Origin of the sequence: Mesorhizobium sp. WSM4989 (genome assembly GCF_029625795.1) — a bacterium.
Classification (GTDB): Bacteria; Pseudomonadota; Alphaproteobacteria; order Rhizobiales; family Rhizobiaceae; genus Mesorhizobium.
The window spans coordinates 1019121-1033794 of the sequence record NZ_JARTVN010000001.1 but is presented as its reverse complement, the minus strand read 5'-3'; the positions used below and the strand labels follow the sequence as shown (position 1 = coordinate 1033794).

At 63.7% G+C, this 14674-nt stretch carries 15 protein-coding genes and 1 riboswitch; of the genes, 10 read left to right on the top strand and 5 right to left on the bottom strand.

Going from position 1 to position 14674, the window contains the following annotated elements; all coding sequences use genetic code 11:
* Positions 1–19: 19 nt before the first annotated feature.
* Positions 20–1243, bottom strand: coding sequence for an MFS transporter (locus P9217_RS05165; protein ID WP_278086486.1), 1224 nt, complete (start codon positions 1241–1243; stop codon positions 20–22).
* Between the two features lie 121 nt (positions 1244–1364).
* On the opposite strand from P9217_RS05165, the gene P9217_RS05160 reads away from it, so the two are divergent.
* Entirely contained in the window at positions 1365–1955 is a 591-nt protein-coding gene (locus tag P9217_RS05160; protein ID WP_066998060.1) for a TetR/AcrR family transcriptional regulator, read from the top strand.
* Positions 1956–2099: 144 nt separating this feature from the next.
* Positions 2100–3080 carry a hypothetical protein gene (locus P9217_RS05155; RefSeq protein WP_127241296.1) on the top strand — a complete coding sequence of 327 codons (981 nt, stop codon included), beginning with the start codon at positions 2100–2102 and terminating at the stop codon, positions 3078–3080.
* Positions 3081–3321: 241 nt separating this feature from the next.
* Here the strand turns inward: P9217_RS05155 and P9217_RS05150 are convergent, their stop codons facing one another.
* From P9217_RS05150 to bluB, 3 genes are all read right to left on the bottom strand, one after another.
* On the bottom strand, positions 3322–4176 hold the full coding sequence (locus P9217_RS05150) for a D-amino-acid transaminase (RefSeq protein WP_127241297.1): 855 nt from the start codon (positions 4174–4176) through the stop codon (positions 3322–3324).
* A gap of 239 nt (positions 4177–4415) precedes the next feature.
* A complete protein-coding gene (locus P9217_RS05145; RefSeq protein WP_245460589.1) occupies positions 4416–5549 on the bottom strand; it encodes an aminotransferase class V-fold PLP-dependent enzyme in 1134 nt (377 codons plus the stop codon).
* A gap of 348 nt (positions 5550–5897) precedes the next feature.
* The gene (bluB, locus tag P9217_RS05140) at positions 5898–6629 is read right to left on the bottom strand and encodes a 5,6-dimethylbenzimidazole synthase (protein WP_278086487.1); all 732 of its coding nucleotides are present in this window, start codon (positions 6627–6629) and stop codon (positions 5898–5900) included.
* A 42-nt stretch (positions 6630–6671) separates the two neighbouring features.
* Positions 6672–6850: riboswitch (cobalamin riboswitch) on the bottom strand.
* Between the two features lie 114 nt (positions 6851–6964).
* On the opposite strand from bluB, the gene P9217_RS05135 reads away from it, so the two are divergent.
* From P9217_RS05135 to P9217_RS05110, 6 genes are all read left to right on the top strand, one after another.
* Entirely contained in the window at positions 6965–7891 is a 927-nt protein-coding gene (locus P9217_RS05135; protein WP_278086488.1) for a histone deacetylase family protein, read from the top strand.
* 3 nt (positions 7892–7894) lie between these two features.
* A complete protein-coding gene (locus tag P9217_RS05130; protein WP_095778033.1) occupies positions 7895–8146 on the top strand; it encodes an exodeoxyribonuclease VII small subunit in 252 nt (83 codons plus the stop codon).
* A gap of 191 nt (positions 8147–8337) precedes the next feature.
* The gene (locus P9217_RS05125; RefSeq protein WP_066998050.1) at positions 8338–8604 is read left to right on the top strand and encodes a DUF2277 domain-containing protein; all 267 of its coding nucleotides are present in this window, start codon (positions 8338–8340) and stop codon (positions 8602–8604) included.
* A gap of 8 nt (positions 8605–8612) precedes the next feature.
* The gene (locus tag P9217_RS05120; RefSeq protein ID WP_278057132.1) at positions 8613–9533 is read left to right on the top strand and encodes a pirin family protein; all 921 of its coding nucleotides are present in this window, start codon (positions 8613–8615) and stop codon (positions 9531–9533) included.
* Between the two features lie 132 nt (positions 9534–9665).
* Positions 9666–11579, top strand: coding sequence for a 1-deoxy-D-xylulose-5-phosphate synthase (dxs, locus tag P9217_RS05115; protein WP_127323898.1), 1914 nt, complete (start codon positions 9666–9668; stop codon positions 11577–11579).
* A gap of 266 nt (positions 11580–11845) precedes the next feature.
* On the top strand, positions 11846–12013 hold the full coding sequence (locus tag P9217_RS05110) for a hypothetical protein (RefSeq protein ID WP_278086489.1): 168 nt from the start codon (positions 11846–11848) through the stop codon (positions 12011–12013).
* Here P9217_RS05110 and P9217_RS05105 read toward each other — a convergent pair.
* Positions 12010–12411, bottom strand: coding sequence for a GFA family protein (locus P9217_RS05105; protein WP_095823806.1), 402 nt, complete (start codon positions 12409–12411; stop codon positions 12010–12012). The two genes, P9217_RS05110 and P9217_RS05105, sit on opposite strands and share 4 nt — an antisense overlap.
* A 114-nt stretch (positions 12412–12525) precedes the next feature.
* On the opposite strand from P9217_RS05105, the gene P9217_RS05100 reads away from it, so the two are divergent.
* Positions 12526–13299, top strand: coding sequence for a TlyA family RNA methyltransferase (locus P9217_RS05100; RefSeq protein ID WP_278086490.1), 774 nt, complete (start codon positions 12526–12528; stop codon positions 13297–13299).
* Positions 13296–14537, top strand: a complete 1242-nt coding sequence (locus P9217_RS05095; protein WP_278086491.1) for a class I SAM-dependent RNA methyltransferase — start codon at positions 13296–13298, stop codon at positions 14535–14537. Before P9217_RS05100 ends, P9217_RS05095 begins: the two co-directional genes overlap by 4 nt.
* Positions 14538–14674: the final 137 nt, after the last annotated feature.

The following is a 14674-nucleotide window of genomic DNA, read 5'->3' as shown; positions in this document are numbered from 1 at the left end:
AGAGCCGGATGCATCGGTATCATCCAGCCGGAACAATCGCCGCTTCGCATTCATTCGGGTCGCAGTCCGGCGTCGCCAGCCGACACTGGCCGGCGAGCACGGTGACCAAGGCGACTGAGCCTGCCGCCACCGACACCCAGAACCCGTTCTGCGGTCCAAAAGTGTCGACCATCCAGCCGGCGGCGAAGGAGCCCAGCGCTATGCCGATACCGATCCCGGTGGTCACCCAGGTCACGCCTTCCGTGAGCATTGCCGGCGGCACGTGGCGTTCGATCAGGCCAAAGGCGGTGATGAAGGTCGGCGAGATGGCAACGCCGCTGACGAAGACGGCTAGCGCCAGGGTCGGCACCGTGTCGGCAAAAAGCAGCGGCAGCGTGGTGAGCGCGATGACGGCGACAGCTATCGCGAGTTGCCGTTGCAGCGGCGTGCGCAAACTGAGCGCGCCGACGATGATGCCGAGCACGAAGGATCCCAGTGCATAGACGCCGATGACGAGGCTGGCTGCTTCGGGCTGGCCCAGCTCTTCAGTAATGGCAACGGTGGTGACTTCCGTGGTTGCGAAGGTCGCGCCGACAAAGATCAGCGCGAAGGTGATGATCTGCACCGGCCGCAGGCGGATCGCCGAACCGGCCGCGCCATCCTCGGCCGGGCGAATGGGCGGTTCCGTCGAACGCTGCAGCAGGAATGCCGCCGAGCCGAAGGCGAGCAGCAGGGTGCTCACCACCATCCCGGCTTCCGGGAACAGCGCGGCGCTCAAGCCCACCGACAGCGATGCCCCAGCGACATAGACCAGATCGTCCGCGGCCGATTCGAAGGCGAAGGCCGTATTGAGCTCGGGGCGGTTGCGAAAAATCTCGGTCCAGCGCGCCCTGACCAGCGCCGGGATGCTGGGCATTAAGGCGGCAAGCAGCGACGATAGGAACAAGGTCCACACCGGCCAGTGCTGGTTGGCCGCGACGATCAAGGTCGCGAAGGCAAGCGCCGAGACAAGTGTCGTCGGCACGGCAATCCGGCTCTGGCCGAGGCGGTCGACCAGCCGCGAGACCTGCGGCGACAGGAAGGCGTTGACCAAAGCGTATGTGGCCGAGACGGCGCCGGCCAGCCAGTACTCGCCATGCGTTTGTGACAGCATCGCCACAATGCCGATCGGCGCCATGGCGATCGGCAGCCGGGCGATGAAGGCTGCCGCGGCGAAGCTCTTCGTGCCAGGAGCCCGAAAGATTTCCGAATATGGGTTTCGCATGGTCCCGTTCCTCGACAAGGGAAGGCGCCGCAATTACATACGCAGCGTATGAATGTCAGATAGTTCATACGTCGCGTATGTCAATTAGCATACGACGCGTATGTGAATAAGACCAGGAGCCATGCACAAACCCCGCAAGGAGATGATCGCCGAGACGCGCGCCAAGCTGATCGCGGCCGCGCGCCATGCCTTCGGCACGATCGGCTATGCCGAGGCCTCGATGGACGATTTCACCGCTTCGGCGGGTCTGACGCGCGGCGCGCTCTATCATCATTTCGGCGACAAGAAGGGGCTGCTGCAGGCGGTGATCGCCGAGATCGACGCCGAGATGGCGGCGCGGGTGAACGAGGTGGCCTCGCGGGCGCCTACTCGCTGGCAGCATTTCGTCGACGAATGCACCACCTATATCGAGATGGCGCTTGAGCCGGAAATCCAGCGCATCATGTTCAGGGACGGCCCGGCCGTGCTCGGCGATCCGGCTCAGTGGCCCAACGCCAGCGCCTGCACGGCTTCAATGACCGATCACCTGTCAAAGCTGCAGGAGGAGGGCGTCGTCGTTCCCGATCTCGACCCCGAGACCGCAGCGCGGCTCATCAACGGCGCCAGTAGCCAGGCCTCGCAGCGCATCGCCAATGCCAAGGATCCGGAAGCGACGTCGAAGAAGGTTGTGGCGGCGTTCAAGCAGCTGCTGGAAGGCCTGAAAACCAAATAGCATCCGGTCGCGGCGTTCCGGGCAATCACTCGGGTCCGCGCTGCCTCAGACAATTGTCCCCCGCTCAAAATCCCTCCGACATTGACTTTGGCAGGAGCGAGCGCATCCTCTCCCGCCAATTCTCTGAGGCGGAGGGTCGGGGCCATGTGGGACTTCAGCATCGGCCGGTCGGTGTCCATCATGATGCGGACGTGGCCGTTCATCGTCTTTCGCATCATCGTCTATTTCGGCATCACGGTGGCCTACATAACAGCGACCGGTACCGGCGCCAGCGTCGGTTACGGCGTCGGCCACATCTCGACCGATCCGGACGGGCCGATGTCCTTTGCCTTGTGGGGTGGGATCGTCGGCTTCGGCGTGGTCTCGATCGCCGTCTACTGGATCCGCGAATACATTCTCTATGTGCTCAAGGCCGGCCATATCGCCGTCATGGTCCATCTGATCGACGGGCAGGACGTTCCCGACGGCCAGGGCCAGATCGCCTATGCGCGCGAAGTGGTGACGAAGCGCTTCGCCGAGGCCAAAATCCTTTTCGTCGTCGACCAGCTGGTGAAAGGCGCCATCCGCGCCATCACCGGGCTGATCGGCGGCATTGCTGCATTCCTACCCATTCCAGGCTTGAGCGGTCTGGTGAGCTTCATCAACACCGTGATCCGCCTGTCGCTGACCTATGTCGACGAGATCATCCTCGGCTACAACATCCGCACCAATTCCAACTCGCCTTTCGAGACCGCCAGGCAAGGCGTCGTGCTCTATGCGCAGAACGGCAAGTTGATGGTCAAGAACGCCGTCTGGCTGGCGGTGATCATGTGGGGTGTTTCCTTCGTCATCTTCCTTTTGATGCTGGCGCCCGCCGCCGCGATCCTCTGGGCCATGCCGGGCCAGCTTGCCGGCTGGGCCTTCGTGTTGGCCATCGTCTTCGCCTGGGCCTTCAAGGCGGCTTTCATCGAGCCCTTCGCCATCGCTTCGCTGATGCAGGTCTACTTCGCCACCATCGAGGGCCAGGTCCCCAATCCGGAATGGGACCGGCGCCTGGCCGAAGCCTCGTCCAAGTTCAGGGAATTGCGCGACAAGGCGCTCAGCCCCTTCGGCGGCTCGCGCTGGGATTCGCCAAGGACCGCTTGACTAGAGTCAGAGGAGATGCCCCGCCAATGGAAGGATCGCCGCCAGCATCTGGCGCGAACGCCAGCCTAGCAGCGGCCTTGTCAAGCTACTTGGGCGCCGCGAGTGCTCGGGCGAGCTATTCACGTGCAGGGCTGGCGTCAGGAGTGCTTGAGTTAGCGCGGTCCATATGCGCCCCAGTAACGCCACCGGCAGGTATCGTATCGATGTTTGACGCCGCAGAGAACACCGTCGACGATCAACGCTAGATCGCCGATGCTCGGCTTCTATCGAGATAAATTTGTCGCAACCGCCGGGTGACTACGCCCGGCAGCCCGTTGCCGATCGGCGCACCATCCATCCTGACCACCGGGTTCACCAGCCCGGATGATGACGTTGAAAACGCCTCCGTCGCAAGTCTGGCCTCTACTACCGTGAATGGGCGCTCCTCCACCCGCAGATGAAGTTCACTTGCGCACTGCAGAACGACTGCCCGGGTAATCCCGTGCAGGATATCGCTCGAGAGATCCCGCGTGACGATCGTCCCATCCGAAGTCACGATATGAGCGTTGTTGGAAGAGCCTTCCGTGACGTAACCATCCCTCACTAGCCATGCGTCATCGGCGCCGCGTGATTTCGCCTGCATTTTGGCCATGGAGGGATACAGGAGTTGCACCGTTTTGATGTCGCAGCGCCGCCACCGGAGATCTTCCACGGTTATGACGTGCTGGCCGCGCATGGCGACCGGATTTTCGACAAGTGCCTTCTCTTGTGTGAAGAGCACCACGGTGTTCGGCGTATCCCGAGTAGGAAATATGAAATCGCGGTCGGCCGCGCCCCGGGTGATCTGCAAATAGACAAGTCCCTCGGATACATTGTTCCGTCCAATGAGCTCCCTGTGGATCTTCAAAAGATCTGCTTCGGTCAGGGAGAACGGCATATCGAGCTCACGGAGCGATCGCCGCAGGCGCGCCATGTGACTGGCAAAATCGACGAGCTTGCCATCAAGAACGAGCGTGACCTCATAGACTCCGTCGGCGAACAGGAAGCCCCGATCGAAGACCGAGATACGGGCCTCGCTTTCCGGTAGATAGGATCCACTCACATAGACTTGGCGCATTGATAGACCTCAAAAATGCAGACCACGCTCACGGCCTTGAGCGAAACTATTGAACTCTTGTCAGGGTGCAGGCCTAGGCAGCTTCAAGCGCAATAGCGGCGCTGCCATCCTGCACCCCTCGACTGCGAAAACGCTATTCGCCAGACAGCAGGCGGCTAAGGTCAGGCACAGCCCCGAGAAATTCGTCGGTTCACTCCACAGCGCTTCGCAGCGCGGCGACAAAGGCATCAAGATCGCGCTTAAGCATGTAAATGTGTGGCGAAACCCGCAAACCCTCGACGTGCTCGACCTTGCGGTATTTCACGTGGACCTGGTGTTTCTCGCGAAGGTCGCGCTCGAGTTGCTGCATGTCGATGCTGTCGATCGAAAACAGACTTATCGCAGCGAGGCTGTCCCGTGTCGGTCGGCGTATGGAGCCTGAAACCGGGAATGTCCTGGACGAGACCTACCCAATATCGGGTGAGTTCGCGCAGTCGCGCATGCATCCGTTCCGCGCCGATCGCCTTGTGGAATTGAATTGCGGGCGCGATTCCTGCCTGGACAGCGGAATTGTAGGTGCCGAGATTCCAATGGTCGAATCTGTCTATGTGCACCGCGGGCTGGTCGAAAGGTGCAAGCAATGGCCAGGTGGTATCGATCCGGCGTTCGCTGACGACCAGCATCCCGTTGCCGATAGGAGCACCGAGCCACTTGTGCAGGCTGGTGACAAAAAAATCGCAATCGAGTTCGCGGAAGCTGACCGGCATCTGAGCAAAAGTCTGGGCACCGTCGACGACAGTCATGATGTCGCGCTCCCGCGCGATCTCGCAGAGCCGGTTCACCGGCAGGACACGCCCGTTCCAGTGGTACATGTGAGTCAGCTGCAGGACGCGGGTACGCGGGGTCATCGCCTGAACATAGGATTCGATGATGTCGTCGTCGCTGTCCATGAGGTCGAAGGTGCAGTTTACAACCTCGATGCCCTCGCGCTGTTGCCGCTGCAGCCAGCCCGCACGAACGCTGGGGTAGTCCCAAGGCGAGATCAGCACTTGATCGCCCTTAGTTAGCGGTATTCCGAAGATCGCTGTCGAAAGACCCTCCGACGAATTCCGGTTCAGCGCGATCTCTCCGGGGCTGCAATCGATCAGTTCCGCCAGCTCGCGTTTGATATGAGGAAGTGCTGTGTCGAGCTTGCTCCACATATTGTAGTCGGGATTGCGACTGATGAAGCGGTAGGCGTCAACCGTCGCTTCCTCGACAACAGTCGGTGGGGGACTGACCGCGGCGTTGTTCAAGTTGAGGAATGGTTCTTGCGGCGGGTATTTTGCGCGGATGCGCTCCCATTCCGCTTCGCCCTCATGTTCGGCGGACCGATCTATTGCAAAAAAGTTCATGGGAACGCGCCGGGTCTCATCTATCGCCCGACAATAAGCGCCGAAGCCCAGCTCAATCTGCCTATTCACATGAGAAGACAGAATTTAATTCCGAACGCCGGTGAATTCACCAGACGTTGAAGCCCGAGAACGACATCGCTTGGCACAGGGTTAGCAGTGAGGAAGCGAGTGCGGAGATCCGGCCCAACCACGCCAAGAAGAACCGTCACGTTGTCAAGCGATGCGCGAACAATCCCCGGTTTTCTGAGAGCGGGCAACGACGGTCAGGCCTGCCAATGCGCCATTGCGCAAACGCGAAGCGCGATGGCGCGTTGCGGTTGGTGCGGGTCTATGGAACGCCGAGCGGTTCTAAGGCTTCAATCGTTCTCCGAGACGAGCGATCGCCGATTTGAGCGGCGCCTCGCCGGCGCCGCAAAAGGTCTCGCTCATCACCAGCTCGGGCAGCGGCAGGCGCTTGCCCCAGCCATGCGCTTCGAGGTCGGGCCTTGGCGCGAATTCCGAGACACGGCCGACGCAGAGATAGGCGATCGGCGTGACGTGCTCGGGGATCGACAGCAGTCGCTTCAGCGCTTCGGGCTCGATGATGCTCACCCAGCCGACCCCGACGCCTTCCGCCCGCGCCGCGAGCCAGAAATTCTGCACCGCGCAGACGGTGCTGTAGAGGTCCATCTCCGGATTGTGCCAGCGCCCGAGCGGCGAGTTATTCGAGCGCTGGCGGTCGCAGGTGATGCACAGGTTGAGCGCGCTTTCGCAGATGCCCTCGAGCTTCAGCTTGCGGTAGAGCGCCCGCCGCTCCACCTCGATCGCCGGCAGTTCCTGTTCGCGCGCGGCGAGGAAAAGGTCGCGCACCTGCCGCCGCCTTGTGGCGTCCCGGATGATGATGAAGTTCCAGGGCTGCATGTAGCCGACCGACGGCGCGTGGTGTGCCGCGGTGAGCAGCCGCGCCAAAACGCTGTCGTCGAGATCGTCGGCAAGGAAATGGCTGCGCACGTCGCGCCGGGTGAACATGGCCCGGTAGACAGCGTCGCGCGCCAATTGGTCAAAGTCATCGCCGCCGGCGGCGGCTGTTCGTGCCTGCATCGCTTGTCCCCTTGCGATAAGCAGTCCTCCGCCTGACCATGCGGATGACCATGTCTGCCGGGCCGGTCTTCTGGCTCGGGATCGACCCGCATCCGGCGCCTTCCCGTCTGGGACAGTGGCGTTTGCCGGCGCGGTCCCCCTCACAGCGTTGGGCACGCCACGGATTTCAACCGTGTTCCCGATTCTCCCGCGTTGCGGGCACCAGGCAGCGACGCGACCTTATCGCGAAGCCGAAGCCGGGCCAATGCCGCCAGCGACACGATTGGGCGCGATTTCCCCAATCATTCGGCGCTGAAACATGGCTATCCGTGCGACAGGTGCCTAGATTAGGCGCCATGACCACTCGTCTCTACACTCATCCGGTATTCCTGGAACACCTCACGCCGCCCGGCCACCCCGAGCGGCCCGACCGTTTGCGCGCCATCGAGCGCGTGCTCGACGATGAGGCTTTTTCGGCCCTCGACCGCGTCGAGGCGCCGGAAGGCGACCAGGCGACGATCCTTTACGCGCATCCGGAGGATTTCGTCGGCCGTGTCCGCGCTGCGATTCCCGAGTCGGGAATCGTCTCGATCGATGCCGACACCAGCGCCAGCCCGAAAAGCTGGCAGGCGGCGGTGACGGCGATCGGCGCGGCCAACGCCGCAGTCGACGATGTGTTCGAGGGCCGCGCCGCCAATGTCTTCGTTGCCGCGCGTCCGCCCGGCCATCACGCCGAAAAAGCGACCGCGATGGGCTTTTGCCTGTTCAACACCGCGGCGATCGCCGCCCGTTATGCGCAGGAGAAGCACCAGGCCGAGCGCGTCGCCATCGTCGATTGGGATGTGCATCACGGCAACGGCACGCAGGACATTTTCTGGGACGATCCGTCGGTGCTCTATTGCTCGACCCACCAGATGCCGCTCTATCCGGGCACCGGTGCCAAGAGCGAGACCGGCGCCGGCAACATCGTCAACGCGCCGCTTGCGCCGAGCACCGGCAGCGACACGTTCCGCGACGCCTTCCTGTCGCGCGTGCTGCCGTCGATCGACGCCTTCCAGCCGGATCTGATCATCATTTCCGCCGGTTTCGATGCGCACCATCGCGATCCGCTGGCCGCGATCAACCTGACCGAGGATGATTTCGACTGGGCGACCGGCCAGCTGATGGAGCGCGCCGGGCGCCACAGCGGCAACCGGCTCGTCAGCCTGCTGGAGGGCGGTTACGATCTGCAAGGATTGGCATTTTCGGTCGCCGCCCATGTCGGGCGGCTGATGAAGGGATGAATGATGGCTGATGAAGCTAACCAAGACGTCAAGGCGATGAGCTTCGAACAGGCGCTCGACGCGCTGGAGAAGATCGTCGATGATCTGGAGCGCGGCGACGTTCCGCTCGACCAGTCGATCAAGATCTACGAGCGCGGCGAGGCGCTGAAGGCTCATTGCGACCGCTTGCTCAAGGCCGCCGAGGACAAGGTCGAGAAGATCAGGCTCTCGCGCGACGGCAAGCCGGTTGGAACGGAGCCGCTCGACGCCGAGTGAGGTGTATTGATATTCAGGTGAGGCCGCCTGCAAACGCGGCTTTCTGCGGTTCCGGTGCTCACGTCCTTCAAGTACGCTCCGGTCCGGTTCTCGGAACCCGCCATTTTCGGCTCGGTCTGACCTGAATCTCAACACACCTCGGTGCACAATGTCAGACCGGTTCGGGCAGAAAGCAGGTAAGGAGTTAAAGCATGTGCCGAAACATCAAGACCCTGTTCAACTTCGATCCGCCGGCGACCGACGACGAGGTCCATGACGCGGCGCTGCAGTTCGTTCGCAAGCTGAGCGGCGCGACCAAGCCGTCCAAGCGCAACGAGCATGCCTTCAACCACGCCGTCGAGGCGATCGCCGCCGCCGCGCGCGAGCTGCTTGACAGCCTCGAAACCACCCAGCATCCGCGCAACCGCGAGGAAGAGGCCGCCAAGGCGAAGGCCCGATCCGCGCTCCGCTTCGCCTGACGCCGGTCATGAGCTTCTTTCCGGGCAACGATCCTGAGGCCGGCGACGACTTCGCCTGCGACCAGATCGAGTTGATGGTCATTCCGAACGCCAAGGACATTGGCGGCTTCGAGGTTCGCCGCGCCTTGCCGACGGCGAAGCGCAGGCTGGTCGGTCCGTTCATCTTCTTCGACCGCATGGGTCCGGCCATCCTGCGCGCCGGCCATGCGATCGACGTGCGCCCGCATCCGCATATCGGGCTTTCCACCGTCACTTATCTGTTCGACGGCAAGATCAGGCATCGCGACTCGCTCGGCACCGAAATGGTGATCGCGCCGGGCGACGTGAATTTGATGACCGCCGGCCGCGGCATCGTTCATTCCGAGCGCACGCCCGAGGAATTGCGCCGCGCGCCGATGTCGATTTCCGGCCTGCAAACCTGGCTGGCGCTGCCGGACAGCAAGGAAGAAATCGCCCCGGTGTTCGCGAACACGTCGGTCGTCCAACTGCCCGAAATCGATGCCGAGGGCGTTAGCGGCCGCGTCGTCATCGGCGAATTTTCCGGGCTGCGCTCGCCCGTCGCGACCGCCTCGGAAACGCTCTATGCCGATCTGCGGCTGGCGGCGGGCGCCAGCGTCAAAATCCCCGGCGACGCCGAGGAACGCGCCATCTACACGCTGGAGGGCGAGGTTTCGATTGCCGGCGACCGTTTCCCGGCCGAGCGGCTTTTGGTGTTCAAACCGGGCGAGGAAATCGTCGTGTCGTCCGAGCGCGGCGCGCATTTCATGCTGTTCGGCGGAGCGTCGCTGGGCTCCAAGCGCTATATCTGGTGGAATTTCGTTTCGTCCTCGAAAGAACGCATCGAGCAGGCCAAGGAAGAATGGAAGACGGGCCGCTTCGATATCGTTCCTGGCGATGAGGAAGAATTCATTCCGCTGCCGGAAGGTTAGCGCAGGATGGACATTCTGCGCCAGGCGCGTCACTGACACGCATTTACATTGGCGCGCCGTCAGCCTATCTCGCGCATAGCAAAGCGCATATTTGAAGGTTAACCCAAGGTTAAGTTGACAGGCCGTCCCAGAGTGAACCCGAAGCCTGACACGCCGCTCCTCGACAAAGTCCGCATCCCCGCGGATTTGCGGACGCTTGATGAAAGCGAGCTGCCGCAGCTGGCGACCGAACTGCGCGCGGAGCTGATCGATGCGGTGTCGCACACCGGCGGCCATCTTGGCGCCGGTCTCGGCGTCGTCGAGCTTACGGTTGCGCTGCACTATGTCTTCAACACGCCGGAAGACCGGCTGATCTGGGACGTTGGCCACCAGGCCTACCCGCACAAGATTCTGACCGGCCGCCGCGACCGCATCCGCACGCTTCGCCAGGAAGGCGGTCTCTCCGGCTTCACCCGGCGCGCAGAGAGCGAATACGACCCCTTCGGCGCAGCGCATTCCTCGACTTCGATTTCGGCCGGCCTCGGCATGGCGATGGGCCGCGACCTTGCGGGCGGCCGCAACAATGTCATCGCCGTCATCGGCGACGGCGCCATGTCCGCCGGGATGGCCTACGAGGCGATGAACAACGCCGGCGCGCTCAATGCCCGCCTGATCGTCATCCTCAACGACAATGACATGTCGATCGCCCCGCCGACCGGCGCGATGAGCGCCTATCTGGCGAGGCTTGCCTCCGGCAAGACCTATCTCGGCCTGCGCGATTTCGGCAAGAAGCTGACCTCCTATCTCGGCAAGCGCGCCGACAGCGCCATCACCCGCGCGGTCGAGCATGCGCGCGGTTACGTCACCGGCGGCACGCTGTTCGAGGAGATGGGATTCTTCCACATCGGCCCGATCGATGGACACAATTTGGAGCACCTGATCCCGGTGCTGAAGAACGTCCGCGATAATGGCGACGGTCCCATTCTGATCCATGTCGTCACCCAGAAGGGCAAGGGCTACGCGCCGGCGGAGGCCGCCGCCGACAAGTATCACGGCGTCAACAAGTTCGACGTCATCACCGGCGCGCAAGCGAAAGCGCCGGCCAACGCGCCGAGCTACACCAAGGTCTTCGCCGAGAGCCTGATCCAGGAGGCGCGCGAGGACGAACGAATCGTGGCGATCACCGCCGCGATGCCGAGTGGCACCGGCCTCGACCTCTTCGGCGAGGTGTTCCCGGCCCGAACCTTCGATGTCGGCATTGCCGAGCAGCACGCGGTGACCTTCGCCGCCGGCCTCGCCACCGAAGGCTACAAGCCCTTCGCCGCCATCTATTCGACCTTCCTGCAGCGCGCCTACGATCAGGTGGTGCACGACGTGGCAATCCAGAAACTGCCGGTGCGCTTCCCGATCGACCGCGCCGGCTTCGTCGGCGCCGACGGCGCCACGCACTGCGGCGCCTTCGACACGACCTTCCTCGCCTCGCTGCCTGGCTTCGTCGTCATGGCCGCCGCCGATGAGGCGGAGCTTCGCCATATGGTGCGCACGGCAGCCGACTACGACGGCGGCCCGATCGCCTTCCGCTATCCGCGCGGCAACGGCGTCGGCGTCGACATGCCGGAGCGCGGCTCAGTGCTCGAGATCGGCAAAGGCCGCATTCTCAAGGAAGGCACCAAGGTGGCGCTGCTCTCGTTCGGCACGCGGCTGCAGGATTGCCTGCTGGCCGCCGAGGAGCTCGGCGCCGCGGGCCTTTCGACCACCGTTGCCGACGCTCGCTTCGCCAAGCCGCTGGACGAGGATCTCATCCGCCGCCTGGCGCGCTCGCATGAGGTTCTCGTGACGGTCGAGGAGGGCGCGGTCGGCGGCTTCGCCAGCCAGGTGCTGCATTTCCTTGCCCATGAAGGCCTGTTGGAAAACGGTCTCAAGGTGCGCCCGCTGGTCTTGCCGGACGAGTTCACCGATCACGCCAAGCCTGAGAAGATGTATGCCGACGCGGGCCTCGACACGACCGGCATCGTGCAGACGGTCTTCGCCGCACTCGGCCATGGAATGCAGGCGCAGCGCGCCTGAATCGAAAACTCAGCTCTCCGATTGAGTTTGCCGGCTGCGGCTGCAACTGTTTGTTTAGGTTTTCATTTGGCCGTTCGGTTACCTTGTCTTTTGGCCGATTTTCAACGGGCGCCCTGCTAAAACCCTGGTCCTAGGCAGGGGATAAGAACAATGAAATCGTTCCTTTGCGGCATGGCCCTGCTGAGTGCCATGGCCGCGCCGGTGGCAGCCGAAACGCGTTACGACCGCAACCTCGAAAAGGCGGTGATGGACATCGTTGCCGGAAGATGGGCAACATCCGCGGCGGCTTCTCCTACAAGCAGACTCCCCAACTGGTGGTGCCGCAGGAAGTCGCGCCGACGGCGCCGGCTCCTGCTGAGCCGCGCGAGCAGGCCTCCCACAATGACGGCCTGATGCCGGCGGTCGAGCGCCCGGTCTCGCGGACTATTTTCTAAAACCACATATCGCGCACGCAGCGGCCGTCGCGCGGCAGGTCGTCGAACGTTTCGAGGCCGTCGAAATGCTCGATCGGCAGGTCGGCGACCGCCTCCGGCGGGGCCAGCCTGACATTGACGGCGATGCGAGTGCGGCCGCTCGAGCCGGGAAGCAACCCGCGCCAGGCGAGCACACAGGCGCATTTCGGACAGAACAGGATTTCCAGCGCGGGCTCGGCCACCTCGACCCTCCTGTAGGAGCTCGTCGGACCTGCGATGCGGATGCGCTCGTCGACATAGTCATAGGCCCAGAGCGTGCCGTAGCGGCGGCAAAGGGTGCAGTTGCAGGCGGTGATCGATCCCGGATCGCCTTCCAGCGTCCAGTGCGCGGCGCCGCAATGGCAGGTTCCCTTCAGCATGGCTCTTCCTCGCCCGGGTGAGCGGACTATAGGCACCGGCATTCTGCCGTGCCCCGCGCCATATTCAACAGGGCTGCCATTGCCTTCGCCGCCGGCTTTCGCCAATGAAGGCCGATGAGTTCCTCTTTGCCCGCCAGCGCGCGTCCGCGTCTCGACGAACTGCTCGTCGCACGTGGCCTGTTCGCCAGCCGTTCCCGCGCCCGCGACGCGATCGAACGCGGCACCGTCACTGTCGACGGCGCAGTCGCCCGCAAGCCGGGCCAGCCCGTCGCGCCACACTGTGTCGTTGCTGTCGACGATCCGGCGCAGGCCTATGTGTCGCGCGCGGCGCTGAAGCTGATTGCCGGCCTCGACCATTTCGGCCTCGATCCCTCTGGGCATGAGGCGCTCGATATCGGCGCCTCGACCGGCGGCTTCACCCAGGTGCTGCTCGAGCGTGGCGCTACCCATGTCACGGCGATCGATGTCGGTCACGGCCAGATGAACCCGGAAATTGCCGCCGATCGGCGGGTCACGGTCATTGAAGGGCTGAATGCGCGGGACCTGACCGCCGCCGATCTTGGCGACCGCGTTCCGGATTTCCTGGTCTGTGATGTCAGCTTCATCTCGCTGAAGCTGGCGCTGCCACCGGCGGTGGCCTTGGCGGGCGAGGGCGCCAGGGCGCTGCTTCTCGTCAAGCCGCAATTCGAGGCGGGTCGCGAGGCGATCGGCAAGGGCGGACTGCTCAAGGACCCGAGCGAGGCCGAGCGCATCGCCGCCGGTTTGCGCGACTGGCTTGCCGGCATGCCGGGCTGGCGCGTGCTTGGGCTGCACCCATCGCCGATCGAGGGCGGCGACGGCAACCGCGAGTTCCTTCTCGCCGCGATCAAGGACGCGGCATCGCCATGAGCGCGCGCTTCACCATCACAAGGCTCGGTTCGCAGGGCGACGGCATCGCCGGTGCCGATGGCGGTGAGGTCTTCATCCCGTTCACGCTGCCTGGCGAGACGGTCACCGCCGCGCGCCAGAAGGACCGCGCGACGCTGATGTCGGTTGTTGAGACTTCACCGCTCCGGGTTGATCCGCCCTGCCGACACTTCACCGAATGCGGCGGCTGCGCGTTGCAGCATTTCGAGGCCGACGGCTACCGGCAGTGGAAACGCGAACGGGTGGTGCAGGCGCTCAAGATCAAGGGCATCGCTGGTCAGATCGACGCGCTGGTGCCTTGCGCGCCGCACACGCGCCGCCGCGTCGTTTTCAGCGCTCGGCGCACCGAGGCCGGCATGCTGCTCGGTTTCGTGCGCGCGCTCTCCTCCGAGATCATCCCTATCGAGGAATGCCCGATCTCGTTGCCGGCAATCGTTGATGCGCTCGATCCTTTGCGAAGGCTGGCAGGACTGGTCTGCGCGACGCCGAAAGCCTTCCACATGACCGTCACCGCCACGGCGTCCGGCCTCGATGTCGCCGTCCATGACGCGGGCAAGCTCGGCGAAAACCAGCGCCGCATCGCTTCCAATTTCGTGATGGCCGCGGGCTTGGCGAGGCTTTCGATCGACGGCGAGGTGATCGTCGAGCCGAAGAAGCCGGTGGTGCAGTTCGGCTCGGTCGCCGTCGTCCTGCCGCCCGGCGCCTTCTTGCAGGCGACGGAGGCCGCCGAGCAGACGATGGCCGGTCTCGTCTGCCAGCACCTGTCGCGTGCCAAGAAGGTCGCCGACCTGTTCGCCGGCTGCGGCAGCTTCGCGCTCAGGCTGGCGGCGAAGTCGGAAGCGCTTGCCGTGGAGGGAGACGCGCCGGCGCTGGCCGCGCTCGACCGTGCCTTCCGCTTCGCCAGCGGCTTGAAGCGGGTGACCAGCGAGCGTCGGGACCTCTTCCGCAGGCCGCTGACCTTCAAGGAGTTGAACGGCTTCGACGGCCTGGTCTTCGATCCACCGCGCTCGGGCGCGGAGGATCAGTCCAAGCAGATCGCCCGCTCAGACGTGCCGCTGGTCGCGGCCGTCTCCTGCAATCCGACGACGCTGGCGCGGGATCTGCGCATCCTCATCGACGGCGGCTATCAACTGAAGAGCGTGACGCCGATCGACCAGTTCCTGTGGTCGCCGCATGTCGAGGCCGTCGCGCTGCTGGAGAAGCCGAAGCGGCGCCGGTAGTCCGCGAGAGCCGGTTCTCAAGAAACTTGAAGCCTCTCTTTTCCGAAATTTGCGCCCTAAAGCCGCCTTCTTGCAGGTCTTAGTTTTGCGCTGTTAGGGAAACATTCCTGCTCTTTCGGCGTTACTGAAATAAGCGG